Below are 15,534 nucleotides of genomic sequence, written 5' to 3' on the forward strand. Positions count from 1 at the left end.
ATGGAAATTATTTTTATCAGACATACCTCAGTAGATGTCCCTCCCGGAGTGTGCTACGGACAAACAGATGTTCCTTTGCGAAACAGTTTCGAACAAGAAGCTGCCGTCACATCCGGAAATCTAAAATCTTACCGTCCGAAAGGGAGAGATTTCGATTATGTATATACCAGTCCGCTATCCCGTTGTGTACGTCTTGCTACCTACTGCGGATATCCTGATGCCGAACGTGACAACCGAATTATGGAAATGAACTTCGGGGATTGGGAAATGAAGAATTTTGATGAAATAAGTGATCCTAGACTGAAAGAATGGTATGCCGACTACATAAACGTACCTGCTACAAACGGTGAATCATTCGCCATACAGTATCAACGTGTCGCCAGTTTTCTGGATGAACTGAGAGAAAAGAATTATGAGAAAGTAGCCATATTTGCACATGGAGGCGTATTGATTTGCGCCCAACTTTATGCAGGAGCTATAAAACTGGAAGAGGCATTCAGTGCTTTGACTCCCTATGGAGGAATCATTCAGTTGAAACTTGATTAGCAGCTTGTATGCTAAACAGAACCAATGGCCCTTCTGCCGCACCTTCCTGCACTTTATAAGTACCATTGAAAGCATGAACAAAATGTGCATTGATCTCATGGCGAATCAGTGCAGTTTTGTTTTCAAAGCGAGCCTTAGCCAAAGGGGTACCGGTCACTCTGAAGAATAACATGTTCTTCTCTTTATCGTACCTAATGCGAATAACAATATTATATGTATTTTCATCATTCTCTGACGGTACCAGCAGGCTGGACAATAACGAAGAGAACTTGTTTTTATCCGTACTTATCATCTTATTTTCCACATCCGTTTTCAAACGGACTGTTACACGTCCGTTGCCACTCTGTTCAGCAATGGTAATCTCTTTCCGGCATAATTCTATCAATTCACATTCTTCCTGCACATATTGTGTCTTACCGGATTCAAGGCGGGAAAGTTCCAGAATACTATTAACATACGTCAATAGGTTTTCCGCATTCTCCTGAATCATCTTGCCATATTCTACTTTTGCTTCTGCAGTGAGTTCTTTTGATTCCGTCAACAGTTCGGCAAAACCTACCACCACATTCAACGGAGTACGTATGTCATGACTGATTTCAGACTGCAAACGGTCTTTAGTGGTGTTATCCGCTTCTGCCTGCATGGCTGCACTTACCGTCACTTTTTCAGCTGCAGCGATTTTTCGCGATATATAACGTGTATAAAGATAAAAAATGAGTATCAGTACCAGTAGTGTGATAAGAAACAGGAAGCCGCGTTTATAGTTGGTATCCTTTATTTTCTGCTTCTCCAGAAGAAGGTCGTTAATATGATAGATTTCCTTCATTTGCCGCAACTGATTTGCAGAAAAAGCATTGTCCAATGAGTCCTGAGTCCGTATGAGGTAACGTTTAGTCTCGATAGCTCCGTCAATATCACCTTTGTCAATCTGGGTGGACGCCTTATAATTAATAAGCGTAGCAAAAGTGGATACATAATGATTCAATACTACCGGTGTCACTTCATCTATCAGGGCAATACTTTTGTCATACTCCTGTGTACGGGCATAATATTGCAATTGTACAAGCTGGACATTCAACCAGAAAACCGGATCTACATGATCTTCCAATAATGCCTTTGCTTTATTTATATGCTCCAGAGCAATATGATAAGTTCCCTTATTCATATACAAGAGAACATACTTTATCTGGCAGTCAATCTCAAAATTACTCCAATTTTTCCGTGTCTCAGGTTCACGGGTTATGACTTCCTGTAAGGTCTCATCCATTTGTTGAACATAAGGTCGCCTCAAGCTATCTCTTCCTGTATTACCATACACTTGAGCAATACGCGAAAGAATATCCACACGCAAACTGGTCTTAGTCCGGGGAGTAAAACGTTGATAGGCTTTTAAAAAAATGTTCAATGCTTCGTCCACTCTGCTGGATACTCCGTATGCACACCCTAAACTATTGTATGATGCTATCTCACCATTATTACTATTGTGTTCCAAGGACTCTGCCAATGTTTCTTTTGCCACATATACAGCCTTTTCTATCTGCCTTTTAGAAGCCAGGGCACGGCTGATCGCAGCTTTCTGCTCCAGATAATAATCATATGTACCTACTTCAGGAGCATATTTTTCCAGCTTATCCACCCAATATGCCAAACTGTCCGCATCATGTAATTTGTCATAGCAAGAGGCCAGATAATAAGCACCCAGATTCTCATAAATGATATTTTTCTGAATACACGCTTCCTGATATAAAGCGGTTGAGAAAGTTTTGTTATAAGGAGCGTACTGATGTCTGTAAGCCATATCACGCAAGTAAGTAAGCTTAGGAAGCGTGCCCGGCATGGACTGCGCTATTTTCAGAATACTGTCCTGATATTGCTGCGCATTGGCATCTTCTGCATACAACGCATAAGGATACATATTCAGCAAACAAAACCATATAATTAGTATGTGCTTCATCATACAGCCCCCTCCGCTTTAGTTTTATACTTTAACGGATGCGTAAAGCAGAAACGTGCACCTTGTGTATAGTTACTGTCTACCCATATCCGTCCTCTCATGTAGGTCACAATCAACTGGCATATGGAAAGTCCCAGACCACTTCCCTGTGCAAAGTCGTTCAGCTTTTCAAAACGTTCAAAAATCAAGCCCTGTTTCTCAAGTGGAATACCGCAACCGGTATCGGTTACAGAAAAAAATGCAGTATTGCGGTCAGATAACTCTAACCTCAATACAATAGATCCTTCTTTAGTAAACTTGGTAGCATTCACCAACAAGTTAATCAGAACCTGACGAAGACGGGCATCGTCTGTTTCTATCATCAACTCCGGAAGTTCCGTATCGAAACGTAATTCCACCTCAAGTTTACGAGAAGCGTTAACAGTTTCCGAAGCTTCCTTACAGAGTTTCACGGCATCATACGGCCGGATATTAAATGTTATATTATCATTCTCGAAATCCGAAAAATCAAGAATATCATTAATCAGTTTCAAAAGTTGAAAGGAGTTGACTTTAATAATCTCACAGAATTCCTTACGTGAATCCTCATCAAAAGAGTCATCTTCCGAAGCCAGGACGGCAGAAAAACCGACAATGGCATTGAGCGGTGTACGTACTTCATGACTCATATTGGAAAGGAACATGTTCTTTTTCTGTATGGCACGCTCTGCCTTCTGTATCATTTTTTCCTGTGAACATTTTGACTCTTTCAGACGGAATATCTTCCTCCAGCTAAGATACAGGAAAAGCAGCAGGAAAAGTGTGCAGACAACAATACCTCCCAAATAAAGCCGATAGGAAAACAAACGGTCACGCTCGTTCTGATAAGTCAGCCGGTCGGCTTGGAAGCGGGTGGTCAACTGATCTATCTCTTTAGGATAATTTTTCTCAAAAGACGATTTAATGTATGAAAACACCAAACCGTATTGCTTATATGCTTCTTCCTTGCGCCCCATTTTCACGAGCAGGTCAGCCTTGTCTTGCAGGACTCCCTTGTACAAGCTGCTGTTGATTTCAGCATAATCCGTATGTAAAAAAGCATCATAAGTTGTCAGAGATTTCTCATATTCACCGGTACGTTCCCAATACATAGCCTCGGCTATCAAGAGATGTTGCATAATACCCGGAATCAGCTTTTCCCTCAAAGGTTCCACTTCATCCAAGTGTTGACGAGCGGTCTTCACAGAACCCTTAAACAGTTGACAATAGGCATTGAAGATATGCCGGACAGCTTGTTCCTGCTCTGAGAGACTATCTGCGGAAAAACGGTTCAGGCGGGCCATGAAATACGCTGCCTCCGTAAAATTACGAATACGAAGATTGTGCTCTACTAATTCCAACAATAACATCCGGACATATATTCCCTCACCGGACATTTGATCGAACATCTCTAATGCCTGTACATGAGCACTCCCTGCTTCCTGGTTTCGTCCGGTATAAGAATACACCTCACTAATGGCATTCAGTGCAAGAGCAGTTCCCAAAGCATGCGAGAGTGCACTTGCTTTTGAATACATCTGCTCACTCCAATCAATGGCCAGGCGTATTTCTCCACGAAAAAGATATGATTTTATGAGTATACGTTCCAGTTCAAAGTACGTATTATATTGCTTGGTAGATTCCAGATAATTGAGGATACTATCCAGATTGATAGCCGAGCTTTCTTCCTTTGTCAGATAATCAAAGCCCATACTGTTGTGAAAAGCAGATATCACTTCATCTTGAATGGTAGCACGCTCGACTTCTGCCAGGCTATCCTCCCCTGCTGATAATGGGAAAATGCATCCAAAGCATACTATATGGAGAACGAGATATTTCAGTAAGTTTCTCATGAAGTTTGTTTGTTTCGTGCTGTGTGGTGTTTGTGTTGCCATTCACCGCATACGCTGGCAAATATATTCAATATTTCCCAAAAAGCCAAAAATTGTGAATGACTAAATGAAAAAAGAGACCAAAGTAGTAGTTATTATCAGGATTACGATCATTATTCCTTCGGCACGGCGGTTGATACGAACAGCTACTTTCATGTCTTCCGTAGTTAAAAGACGATCATTGCTACCGATGTAAGGCTTCCAGACTTCTTCACCGAAATAATTGTGCGGACCTCCGAAACGGCAATCCAGAATACCGGCAAGAGCAGCCTCGGGATAACCGGAATTCGGGCTGGCATGTTGACTGCCATATATTCCGACGAATCTCAACAGAGTCCCAAACCGGCCTCGGGGAAGACAAGCAAGTGTCATGAGAAAAGCTGTCAGACGGGCAGGAATATAATTGGAGACATCATCCAGGCGGGCGGCAAAACAGCCGAAAGCACAGTAACGCTCGTTACGATAGCCAATCATGGAATCCAGAGTATTCACCATCTTATAGGCAAGCATACCGGGGATACCTAATAACATATACCAAAATAGGGGAGCAATTACTCCATCACTCAGATTCTCTGCAAGTGTTTCAAGTGCTGCCGTACGTACTTCCTGTGCAGAAAGTCCGGAAGTATCACGACCGACTATACGAGCTACCTGCTTCCTGCCTTCTTCCAACGAACGATCTACAGCTTCGAATACCATACGAACTTCACGGATAAGTGTGGTACCTGCCAGACAGAAAAAGATGGTAAGTATCTGTAGCGCCAGAAGTAATCCCGGAGAAAATGACGCTATCCAGTGAAATAGATAGTATGCCGCAAAATAAACGGCAAGAACAAGAACAATAGCTACGAAAGCACCTTTTAGTCCTCGTTTTGAACCTTTATTCAACAGATGTTCGCAGAATGAAATCATCTTTCCGAATGCAACTACAGGATGAGGCAACCAAGCCGGATCTCCCAGCCAGCGGTCAAGCAACCAGGCAGCAAGCAAGGGCAGGCTGAGGACAAATACGGTGTTTAAGATAAGAAGAATATTTTCCATTGTGATAACATATAATTGGAGTCTTTTCTATCGGGTTATGAATTAATTCACCACAGAGTAACGCAGGGTCTCACAGAGTTTAATCAATTTGAAATCAAAAGAATAGAACTCCGTGATACTCTGTGTTACTCTGTGGTGAAAACTTATTTCTGCACAGATATGTATTATCAATAAGTCGCAAACCATTGTTCTATAGCCTGTACGAGCCGGTCATTTTCCTCAGCTGTCTGGGCAGCGATACGAAAGAAATGTTCATCCAGACCTTCAAAATTGGAAGCATCGCGAATTAGTATGCCGTGTTCATTGGCGAGGTAATTCTTGAGAGCGGAAGCCTTGCCAATACGAAGACGAACCAACATAAAGTGAGTTTCCGTCTCCCATACCTCAAGACCGCCCAAGTTCTCCAAAGCATGACGTAAACGAGCCGTCTCCTGCAAATAAACAGAAATATTCAAGGGATTAGGAACGTCGTAAGCCAGCAGATAGATTCCGGCCTCAATAGCTAACTGATTGACAGACCAAGGCATACGATGAGTACGCAAACGACTGAGCAAACCTTCGCCAGCAGTTATATATCCCAGTCGTAAACCCGGAACAGCATAGCGTTTCGTCATGGAATGAAGCAGCAGGACATTCGGAAAGTTGACTGCTTCATCCGGCGAAAACAAAGGCTGTACAGTAAAGAACTCGTAAGACTGGTCGATGACAAAACAAACCTGCGGATTACGGGTAATCAATTCTTTCAGATAAGTTTTCTCTATGACCGTACCGGTAGGATTGTTAGGGTTACAAAGCCATAGCATACGGATATCAGGCGGTAAGAGATAATTGGCTTCTGCTGTCGGAAGCTTATAGAGTGACGTCACCCGATGACCATGCATGCGGCAAGCGTCAGCATACTCGCTGAATGTAGGTTGAAGAATGGCTGTATTAGTACCACGAAAAGTTTGTGCTATAAGATAAATAGCTTCTGTAGCACCATTCGTCACACAAACAGAGGTGGCCGTAAGGTGATACTTCTCTGCCAGACGACCTTCCAGAGTATAAGGTTCCGGTTCCGGATAAGAAGAAATACCGCTGATACAGCTACACAAATGAGCCTGAAGTCCGGATAAATCTACACGATTATACACATTGGAACTGAAATTGACCGTTATAGGCCGCTCGAATTTATAGGAATCATCTCCGTGTCCTTCAATCATGAGTTGTCAGTATTTTATAAATAAGTGGCAGATCAACATGACTACGCACATGGTCGGCCAGTTTATTGTATTGTTCTTCTTTGAATTGATGATAATCGAAAGATTTTCCCGCATCGGCAATCTTGTCGGCAAAAGGTTCCAGAAGGAAGTCGATGAATGAGGGATTGTCAAGAATACCGTGGATATAGGTTCCTATACAGGTACGATCCAGGAAATAACCGTCTGCACCGCCATCTTCCAGAAAATTCAGAGGGGAAACCGGCGCATCATAAACAGGAACGGTGGTACCCATGTGAATTTCGTAACCTTCCAGATTTGCCTGCATTCCGTCAGTAGACAAATGGCTGTTTTCCCTTGCAACAGGGGAAAGGTGGAATCTTATTTGCCGGGTAATCTTCTCTCCCGTCATGTGTGTACTGACAGGCAGAAGTCCTAAACCGGGTAAACGTTCTATTTCTCCTTCCACATGGTCAGGATCACACACTTCTTGTCCCATAATCTGATAGCCGCCGCAAATGCCCATAACGGTGGCGCCTTCACGATGGGCACGTATCACGGCTTGTGCCACACCATTACGACGCAATTCGTGCAAATCGGCAAGGGTGCTCTTACTGCCGGGTAACAGGATGATATCGGCTTTCGCCAATTCATCTACGTTATTCGTATAGAAAAGGTGCACCCGGGGATCGCGTTCCAGCACATTAAAATCGGTAAAGTTACTGAGATGGCGCAGCAATACAACCGCTACGTTTACTTTACCCTGCTCTGTCTGCACGGATTTCGTGGCAAGGGCCAGCGAATCTTCTTCTTCGATATAAATATCTTTATAATAAGGAACAACGCCTACCACGGGAATGTCACAAAGTTCTTCAAGCATCTTTACTCCGGATTCGAACAGGCGGATATCCCCACGAAATTTATTGATTAGTATGCCTTTGATGCGTTCCCTTTCGTAAGGACGCAGCAACATTAACGAACCATAGACGCTGGCAAAGACTCCTCCCCGGTCAATGTCTCCTACGAGGATCACATCTGCTCCGGCATGCAGGGCCATGGGCAGGTTTACCAGATCCGTATCCCGGAGGTTTATCTCGGAAATACTTCCGGCGCCTTCCATCACAATGGGGTTATAACGGGTGGCAAGACGGTCGAAAGCTGAACAAACCTCGTGACGCAACTCTTCACGGCCTTCAACACGGAAATACTCATAGGCACTGCGGTTACCGATGGGACGTCCGTTAAGTACCACTTGTGAAGTATGATCGGAAGAGGGTTTCAGCAACAACGGATTCATATCCGTATGGCAGGGGACTCCTGCCGCTTCGGCCTGAACAGCCTGGGCACGACCTATTTCCAGCCCTTCAGGTGTAGCATAGGAATTAAGTGCCATATTCTGTGCCTTAAATGGTGCCGGATGATAGCCATCCTGACGGAAAATACGGCAGAAAGCCGCGGCAATGATGCTTTTGCCTACATCACTACCGGTACCGGCAAACATAATAGGATGAAGTTTCTCCATAAGAAAATGTTTTTTAGAGAGGGCAAAGATAATGCAAATCGAGTGTAGAACTTTCATGCTTGCATGAAAAAGTTACGAGCTACGAGCTACGAGCTACAAGTGGCTGCGCTATATTCCGAAAGGCATTTGTAGCACGTAGCTTGCAGCTTTATGGGTGCCGCCAATTACGAGGTATTTGGCAATAGGTATTCTACGGTCTGTAGAATAGGTATTCAACGATCTGTAGAATAGGTATTCAACGGTCTTGGTAATTATCCGAACAAAAAGAAGCTTCCATTTTCATGCCACCATTGAACAATAGAAACGAACGAGTGTTTGAGATAAACGAGCCTAAACCAACAACTTGACGTATGAAACATATTTTATTGATCGTCCTGTTGGGAGCGAGCCTATCTGTGACGGCGCAAACGAAACTCTCCCTCAGCTACGACGACGCCCTACAAATGCTGCAAAAAGGCAATCAAAGCCTGAAGATTGCGGATAAAGGTATTGAAACAGCCCGCACAGAGCGGGATAAACTGAATGCTTTGTGGTATCCGAGCCTACAGGGAGCCGGTACGTATGTCCACATGTCCGAAAAGATAGAAGTGAAACAACCCCTATCCCAATTCACAGATCCGGCAAAGGATTTTGTACACGGCATCCTGCCGGACGATAAATTCATTAGCGGAATACTGGATCAGATAGGTAGCTACACTCTTGCTTTTCCTCTTGCTCCCCGCAATCTGACTACTGTAGGCTTAACAGCCGAGTGGGTGGTCTTTTCCGGTGGAAAGCGTATACGGGCAGGCAAAATCGGAAATCGGATGATTGACCTTGCCCGGGAAAACCGTGCACAGACAGATGCCACACAACGAACCCTATTGGCAGAAAGCTATTACGGTCTCAGCCTCGCCAGGGAAGTTGCAGCAGTCCGTCAGGACACTTATAACGGTTTGAAACAGCATTATGAAAATGCCCTCAAACTTGAAGCAGCCGGAATGATCGACAAGGCCGGACGCCTCTTTGCACAAGTGAATATGGACGAAGCCTGGCGGGCACTGGAAGCCGCACAGAAAGAAGTTACAGTCGTGGAAAGTGCTTTACGTACCTTGCTCAATCAGGAGGATACCTGCAAGATTGAGCCTACGTCTCCTCTCTTTATCAATTCCACACTCCCGGCAAAAGAGGAGTTTCAGCAGACTATGCGTTCGGGCAACTATATCCTGAACCAGTTGTCACTACAACAAAGCATTGCCAAACAACAATTACGGATAGACCAAAGTGGCTATCTGCCTGACATCGCCCTGTTCGGCAAACAGACGCTTTACGCCCATGGGATACAGAGCAACCTCGTGCCACGCACGATTGTCGGAGTAGGTTTCACCTGGAACCTTTTCGACGGACTGGCAAGGGAGAAACGTATCCGCCAGTCGAAAATTACCGAGCAAACTCTTGCTTTGGGAAAAGATAAGGCGCAAGATGACCTTTCAGTAGGCATAGACAAGCTGTACACAGGATTGCAAAAGGCACAGGATAATGTGCAGGCACTCAACTCAACCATTGCCCTGAGTGAAGAGCTTGTACGAATTCGTAAGAAATCCTTTGCTGAAGGCATGGCAACCAGTACCGAGGTAATAGATGCCGAAACCATGCTTGCCACCGTTAAGGTAGCCCGCCTGGCGGCCTATTATGAATATGATGTAACACTAATGAACCTGTTGGCACTTTGTGGTACACCGGAACAATTCAGCAGCTACGCTGTTAAATGAAGAACTAAGAATGAAGAACTAAGAATGATGAATGAAGAATTTGGCTGCGCTATGCAAGCATGCGGCAAGGTAATTCTTCATTCTTCATTCCTCATTCTTCATTAAAATATAACAATTATGGAACTATCAAAAAAAAGCATCAGCATCGCATTTGTCATCATATTGGCAATCACTATATTAGTCTCTCTCTTGGGAATGTTACTCATGAGTCATCAGCCCCTTGTGCTCCAAGGACAGATAGAAACAACCGAAATCCGTATCAGCGGTAAACTTCCCGGACGTATAGACTCATTCCTTGTCCGTGAAGGAGACTGGGTAAAGGCAGGTGATACACTTGTCGTCATCAATAGTCCGACGATAGAAGCCAAATACCGGCAAGTAAATGCCCTGGAACAAGTTGCCCAGGAACAGAATAAGAAAATCGATGCCGGTACCCGCCGACAAATCATTGCCACTGCCGGGCAACTCTGGAATAAAACCAAGAGTGACCTGACCTTAGCGCAAACAACCTACCAACGCATCCTGACACTGTACAAAGACAGTGTTGTCACCTCGCAACGAAAGGACGAAGTAGAAGCCATGTACCGTGCCGCACAAGCCGCCGAACGTGCCGCCTACGAACAGTATCAGATGGCAGTAGACGGTGCGCAAAGTGAGGACCGTGCATCGGCACGAAGCATGGTAGACGCAGCGCGAAGCACGGTGGATGAAGTTTCCGCCCTCCTTGTCGATTCGCGCCTGACAGCACCGGAAGACGGACAGATTGCAACCCTGTTTCCTAAACGCGGAGAGCTTGTGGCACCGGGTACTCCTATTATGAATCTGGTCGTTATGAACGATGCACATGTTGTACTCAATATACGCGAAGATCTGATGCCCCAATTCAAAATGGACGGTACATTCCGTGCGGAAGTCCCGGCTATCGGCAAGAAAGATGTGGAATTCCGTATTTATTATATCAGTCCGCTGGGTAGTTTTGCCACCTGGAAATCAACCAAACAGACAGGAAGCTATGACATGCAGACATTTGAGATACACGCCCGTCCTACCCAAAAAGTAGAAGGATTGCGTCCGGGCATGTCAGTGCTATTGACCATAAATGATTAATATGTGTAATCATTGAAATAACTTTGTGAATGATGAAACATCCATTATATAACGTACTCTGTCGCGAACTTCGCCGCATGACTTCCCGCCGACTTTATTTCGGGGTATGTCTCGTGCTGCCCCTGTTCTGCCTGTTCTTCATGGCAACCATTTTCGGCAGCGGACAAATGGAGAATATCCCTATCGGCATTGTCGACCAGGATAACACCGCCACATCCCGGCAAATAGTACGAAACATCTCCGCTGTACCAACCTTCAAAGTAACCCGGCACTTCACCGATGAAACAGCCGCCCGACAAGCCGTGCAACGGAAAGAAATCTATGGTTACTTGTCCATCCCCACAGGTTTTACCCAACGGGCTACGACAGGAATGGATGCCACACTCTCTTATTATTATCATTATGCCCTTCTTTCCGTAGGTAGTGAACTGATGGCAGCTTTTGAAACGGCACTGGCACCTGTCGCCCTCTCTCCCATTGCTATGGAAGCCGTCTCTTTGGGAGTCAGCCAGGAGCAAATCACCACATTTCTCCTACCCGTGCAATCCAGTATGCACCCTCTTTATAACCCTGACCTCGATTACTCCATTTATCTGAGCCAGCCTTTCTTCTATGTCTTGTTCCAGATACTTATTCTATTGATAACGGTTTATATCATAGGTAGTGAATTGAAGTTCCATACAGCACAGGAGTGGCTGACAACAGCGCGGGGAAATATCCTCACAGCAGTTGTCGGGAAGTTATTGCCTTATACTTTCATCTTCTCCGTAATCGGTATTTTGGCTAACTATATTCTATACGGTGTACTGCACATCCCCTTCCATGGAAGTCTGCTCATGATGAACCTTATGACAATACTCTTTATTATTGCCACACAGGCACTTGCCGTGTTCATCTTCTCTATTTTTCCACGGATAGCTTATATCATCAGTATTGTATCCATGGTCGGTTCACTCGGTGCCACACTCTCCGGAGTCACTTTCCCAGTGACGAGTATGTACCCTCCCGTACATGCCGCATCCTACCTGTTTCCTGTCCGTCATTTCACGGAAATAGCACAATCCATGCTCTATTTTGATTCGGGATTCGGGTATTACTGGCAATCGGCAGCCATACTTTGGCTTTTTCCGTTGGTGGCGCTACTGATACTACCCAGATTGAAACATTGGATTCTGAAGGATAAGGAAGAACTTAGTATTTGTGAGCATGAAACACCGCTTCCCCGCGTACACAATACTTCTCACAACTCAATAGCAACTGTCATTTTCCGCGAATGGCGCTCCATCAGCACCAATGCGGCTATACTGTTAGTACTAATGGGAGGCATCTTCGCTTACGGACTTTTATATAACTTAATGTATGCTCCCAACCTTGTGCGGAAAACACCGGTTGCCATCGTCGACAATTCCCATTCCGCCCTCAGCCGCGAATATATCCGTCTGCTCAATGCCACCCCACAGGCATCAGTCTATGCACTGACTCCGAACTATCTTGAAGCAAAAGAATGGCTGAAACAGAGTAAAGTAGATGGTATTCTTTACCTCCCCGCTGACTTTGATGCCCGCGTCGGTCGCGGTGAACAATCAGTCTTTACCGTTTATGCCTCCACGGATGCTTTCTTGAATTTTAAGAATCTACAAGAAGCTTCTTCCCGTGTGATGCTTGCCGTAAACGATGCGCATCGTGCAGAAGGTGCTGTATTCTTACCTCCTCAGGGACTGCTGGCAGTAGCCTCATCGGCACCTGTAAACGTGTCGGGTACAGCCTTATATAATTATACCGAAGGATACGGTTCATACCTCATTCCCGCTGTTATGATTATCATTATTTTTCAGACACTGCTGATGGTGATAGGAATGGTGACAGGAGAAGAGGCGGAACGAAAACGTTTACCTACCACCTCCCCCTACGGGTACTTACCCCCTCTTAACTCCCCCGTTAGTCGGGGGAGAACAACCTCCCGGAAGGAAGAGAATTCTGATAGTTCCGCCTGGCGACAAGCATTATATAACATTTCCGGAAGAACTTTCGTTTACGTTATGCTTTACTTCGTCTTTGCCTTATTCCTGTTAGGCTTGCTTCCTCACTTTTTCAGTATTCCCAATATAGGAAATGGCAGGGATATTATTACGATGATGATTCCTTTCCTGTTAGGGACAAGTTTCTTCGGGTTGGCGGCATCACGCTACTTCACTGATTCTGAAGCTCCCCTGCTGATGATTGCTTTCTTCTCCGTAGGATATATCTTTCTGTCCGGAGTTTCCTACCCGCTTGAACTGATGCCATGGTACTGGCAGGCAGCACACTATGTAGTTCCGGCAGCCCCTGCCGTGTTGGCTTTTGTCAAATTGAATTCAATGGGAGGAACCCTGGCGGATATTCGTCCGGAAATGATAACACTATGGATACAAGTTATAGTATACTTCCTGTTGAGCCTGTGGGTCTTCAAAAAGAAGGTATTCTATTTCAGGCATTAAGTCTGTTTCCTCTTTCTCTTATAAGCAAACGCTTGCCATCGTTCCTCGTCCCATCCTTGTCGCTGCATCTCCATGCGTGCCATGACAAAGAAAAGATCAGAAAGACGGTTGATAAAACGCAGGATATTTTCCGGTACAGAGTCCTCCCGATTCAGAGTCCAGAGCCGCCGTTCGGCACGACGTGCCACGGCACGGGCAAATTGCAATTGCGCTGAAATCTGCGTACCTCCCGGCAAGAGGAAATAGCCATTATCTTCCAACCGGAGCATCATAGCGTCCATAGCCTGTTCGCACTGCACAGTCATCTCTGCCGCATGCAGTGGGTTCGGATTACCGCTCCCCGGACGTTCAGGATCTGCATCCCGCAATGCGGAAGGAGTAGCAACGTGGCTCATCACTACCATTAACTCACGTTGTATATCATGCAACAATTCCTGCCAAACATCATCTACCGGCAGCAATGACCTGACAATGCCTATTACAGTGTTCAATTCATCAATACAGCCGTTAGCTTCTATACGGATATCATCCTTCGGAACACGTTCTCCACCATGGATACTTGTCATTCCCTTATCTCCCGTTCTGGTATAAATCTTTCTCATGACACTAAAATTTCAGAATAAAACCGGATCTCCCGGGGCCGGTTCAAACAGTCCCATGAATCCTGTTTCGCCCCAATATAAATGCGTATAACTTGCAATCAGATTCTTATAGTGATAGACCGGTGTATTCACCGGCTGTCCCTTGGCATTATATACCTGTGCTGCCGAGATTAGTTCCTCATCCGATTCAATGACCTGTGAGTAATGGAACTCATGCCCACGTATCTTCATACCTCTCAATTCAAAGCTCCTATATCCCAGTGACAGACGCATATCACCCTTAAATGCGGATACCTTGACGGGCAGTACATCCGCCATATTGTACTCCATACGGGTATCAGTACCTGTTATCAAAACGGATGTAAGATACATCATCCCCCCACACTCTGCCAGTGTATATCCACCTCGCTCTATATAGTCTTTGATGGAGTTCATCACATTCTTTGCCGCACTCAGTTGCCTGGCACGGTTCTCCGGATAGCCTCCGGGCAGGTAGAGCACATCCACATTATCCGGTAACACCACGCTATTATCCTCCGGATCAAAATAAGTAACTTTCCCCAACCAATTCAACCACTCCAGATGTTCTGCATAAATAAATGAAAAACTCTCCTTATTGCGGGCAATCCATATATTCATATTGGCAAGCGGTCTCTTTCTTCTCTCCGGTTTATCAGGAATATTCACACTCCGTCTTGTCATCTCCAGCAATAACTCAATGTCCAGTTGATGTTCCAATTCTTTCATCATTGTTTTGGTGATACTTCCTTTCCCTTTCCGACTAAAATCCAATCCCAAATGACGACTTTCTTCTTTCAGCACATCATACTTCCGCAAACATCCGAAACAAAGAATATTCAGATCTTCGCAGATTTCACGCAGCATCTCTTCATGTCGGTCACCGCCCACCTGGTTGAAAATGACACCTGCCACCTCCACCTGCGGATCAAAATCCATATACCCTTTTATCATTGCCGCCAATGAATAGGCCGCCGATTTAGCATTTACCACCAGCACCACGGGCAGATGAAGTACCTTTGCTATTTCTGCCGACGAGCCTTTACTACGGTCATATCCGTCAAATATTCCCATCATACCTTCTATAATACAGACATCCGCATCTACTGCGTGATGATTGTATACCTTACGTACATGATGCCCGGAAGCCATAAAAAGATCCAGATTATAAGACGGAAGTCCGCAGGCTTGTTCATGATACTTCGTGTCAATATAATCCGGCCCGCACTTATAGGGCTGCACACGTAGCTTTTTCTGCGTCAATAACGTCATCAGCAATCGGCTGACAGTGGTTTTTCCAGTGCCCGAAGTAGGCGCCGCTATCAGAAATTGGGGAATATTTCTTATCATACCGCACAGATTTATTTCCCGCAAAGGTAGTATATATTCCCTAAAACTCTTACCTTA

The 15,534-nt window shown here is 45.0% G+C and carries 11 protein-coding genes; 4 read left to right on the forward strand and 7 right to left on the reverse strand.

From position 1 onward, the window contains the following. Complete coding sequence (cobC, locus tag K6V21_RS20195; protein ID WP_224319671.1) at positions 1-546, forward strand: alpha-ribazole phosphatase; 546 nt, start codon at positions 1-3, stop codon at positions 544-546. Here the strand turns inward: cobC and K6V21_RS20200 are convergent. The 5 genes from K6V21_RS20200 to K6V21_RS20220 all read right to left on the reverse strand — a co-directional run bounded on the left by K6V21_RS20200 (position 524) and on the right by K6V21_RS20220 (position 8,172). Then, a complete protein-coding gene (locus K6V21_RS20200) occupies positions 524-2,500 on the reverse strand; it encodes a histidine kinase dimerization/phospho-acceptor domain-containing protein (RefSeq protein WP_224322072.1) in 1,977 nt (658 codons plus the stop codon). The two genes, cobC and K6V21_RS20200, sit on opposite strands and share 23 nt — an antisense overlap. Further along, positions 2,500-4,371 carry a sensor histidine kinase gene (locus tag K6V21_RS20205; RefSeq protein ID WP_224319672.1) on the reverse strand — a complete coding sequence of 624 codons (1,872 nt, stop codon included), beginning with the start codon at positions 4,369-4,371 and terminating at the stop codon, positions 2,500-2,502. Before K6V21_RS20205 ends, K6V21_RS20200 begins: the two co-directional genes overlap by 1 nt. Positions 4,372-4,473: 102 nt before the next feature. After that, entirely contained in the window at positions 4,474-5,451 is a 978-nt protein-coding gene (cbiB, locus tag K6V21_RS20210) for an adenosylcobinamide-phosphate synthase CbiB (RefSeq protein WP_224319673.1), read from the reverse strand. 167 nt (positions 5,452-5,618) lie between these two features. Further along, on the reverse strand, positions 5,619-6,653 hold the full coding sequence (locus K6V21_RS20215; RefSeq protein ID WP_224319674.1) for a threonine-phosphate decarboxylase: 1,035 nt from the start codon (positions 6,651-6,653) through the stop codon (positions 5,619-5,621). Then, positions 6,646-8,172, reverse strand: a complete 1,527-nt coding sequence (locus K6V21_RS20220; protein ID WP_224319675.1) for a cobyric acid synthase — start codon at positions 8,170-8,172, stop codon at positions 6,646-6,648. The genes K6V21_RS20215 and K6V21_RS20220 overlap by 8 nt, the downstream gene beginning before the upstream one ends. A 350-nt stretch (positions 8,173-8,522) precedes the next feature. On the opposite strand from K6V21_RS20220, the gene K6V21_RS20225 reads away from it, so the two are divergent. The 3 genes from K6V21_RS20225 to K6V21_RS20235 all read left to right on the forward strand — a co-directional run bounded on the left by K6V21_RS20225 (position 8,523) and on the right by K6V21_RS20235 (position 13,507). Further along, positions 8,523-9,923 carry a TolC family protein gene (locus tag K6V21_RS20225; protein WP_224319676.1) on the forward strand — a complete coding sequence of 467 codons (1,401 nt, stop codon included), beginning with the start codon at positions 8,523-8,525 and terminating at the stop codon, positions 9,921-9,923. A 117-nt stretch (positions 9,924-10,040) separates the two neighbouring features. Further along, positions 10,041-11,030, forward strand: coding sequence for an HlyD family secretion protein (locus K6V21_RS20230; protein WP_217716268.1), 990 nt, complete (start codon positions 10,041-10,043; stop codon positions 11,028-11,030). Positions 11,031-11,062: 32 nt separating this feature from the next. Beyond that, the gene (locus tag K6V21_RS20235) at positions 11,063-13,507 is read left to right on the forward strand and encodes an ABC transporter permease (protein ID WP_224322073.1); all 2,445 of its coding nucleotides are present in this window, start codon (positions 11,063-11,065) and stop codon (positions 13,505-13,507) included. On the opposite strand, the gene K6V21_RS20240 is transcribed toward K6V21_RS20235, so the two are convergent. Both K6V21_RS20240 and K6V21_RS20245 read right to left on the reverse strand, forming a co-directional pair. Beyond that, positions 13,504-14,109: a cob(I)yrinic acid a,c-diamide adenosyltransferase gene (locus K6V21_RS20240; protein WP_224319677.1), complete on the reverse strand. Its 606-nt coding sequence runs from the start codon at positions 14,107-14,109 to the stop codon at positions 13,504-13,506. The genes K6V21_RS20235 and K6V21_RS20240 overlap by 4 nt on opposite strands. 12 nt (positions 14,110-14,121) lie before the next feature. Continuing rightward, positions 14,122-15,477 (reverse strand): cobyrinate a,c-diamide synthase, encoded by a 1,356-nt coding sequence (locus tag K6V21_RS20245; RefSeq protein WP_224319678.1) that lies wholly within the window; start codon positions 15,475-15,477, stop codon positions 14,122-14,124. Positions 15,478-15,534: the final 57 nt, after the last annotated feature.

Source organism: Bacteroides cellulosilyticus (assembly GCF_020091405.1).
Lineage (GTDB): Bacteria > Bacteroidota > Bacteroidia > Bacteroidales > Bacteroidaceae > Bacteroides.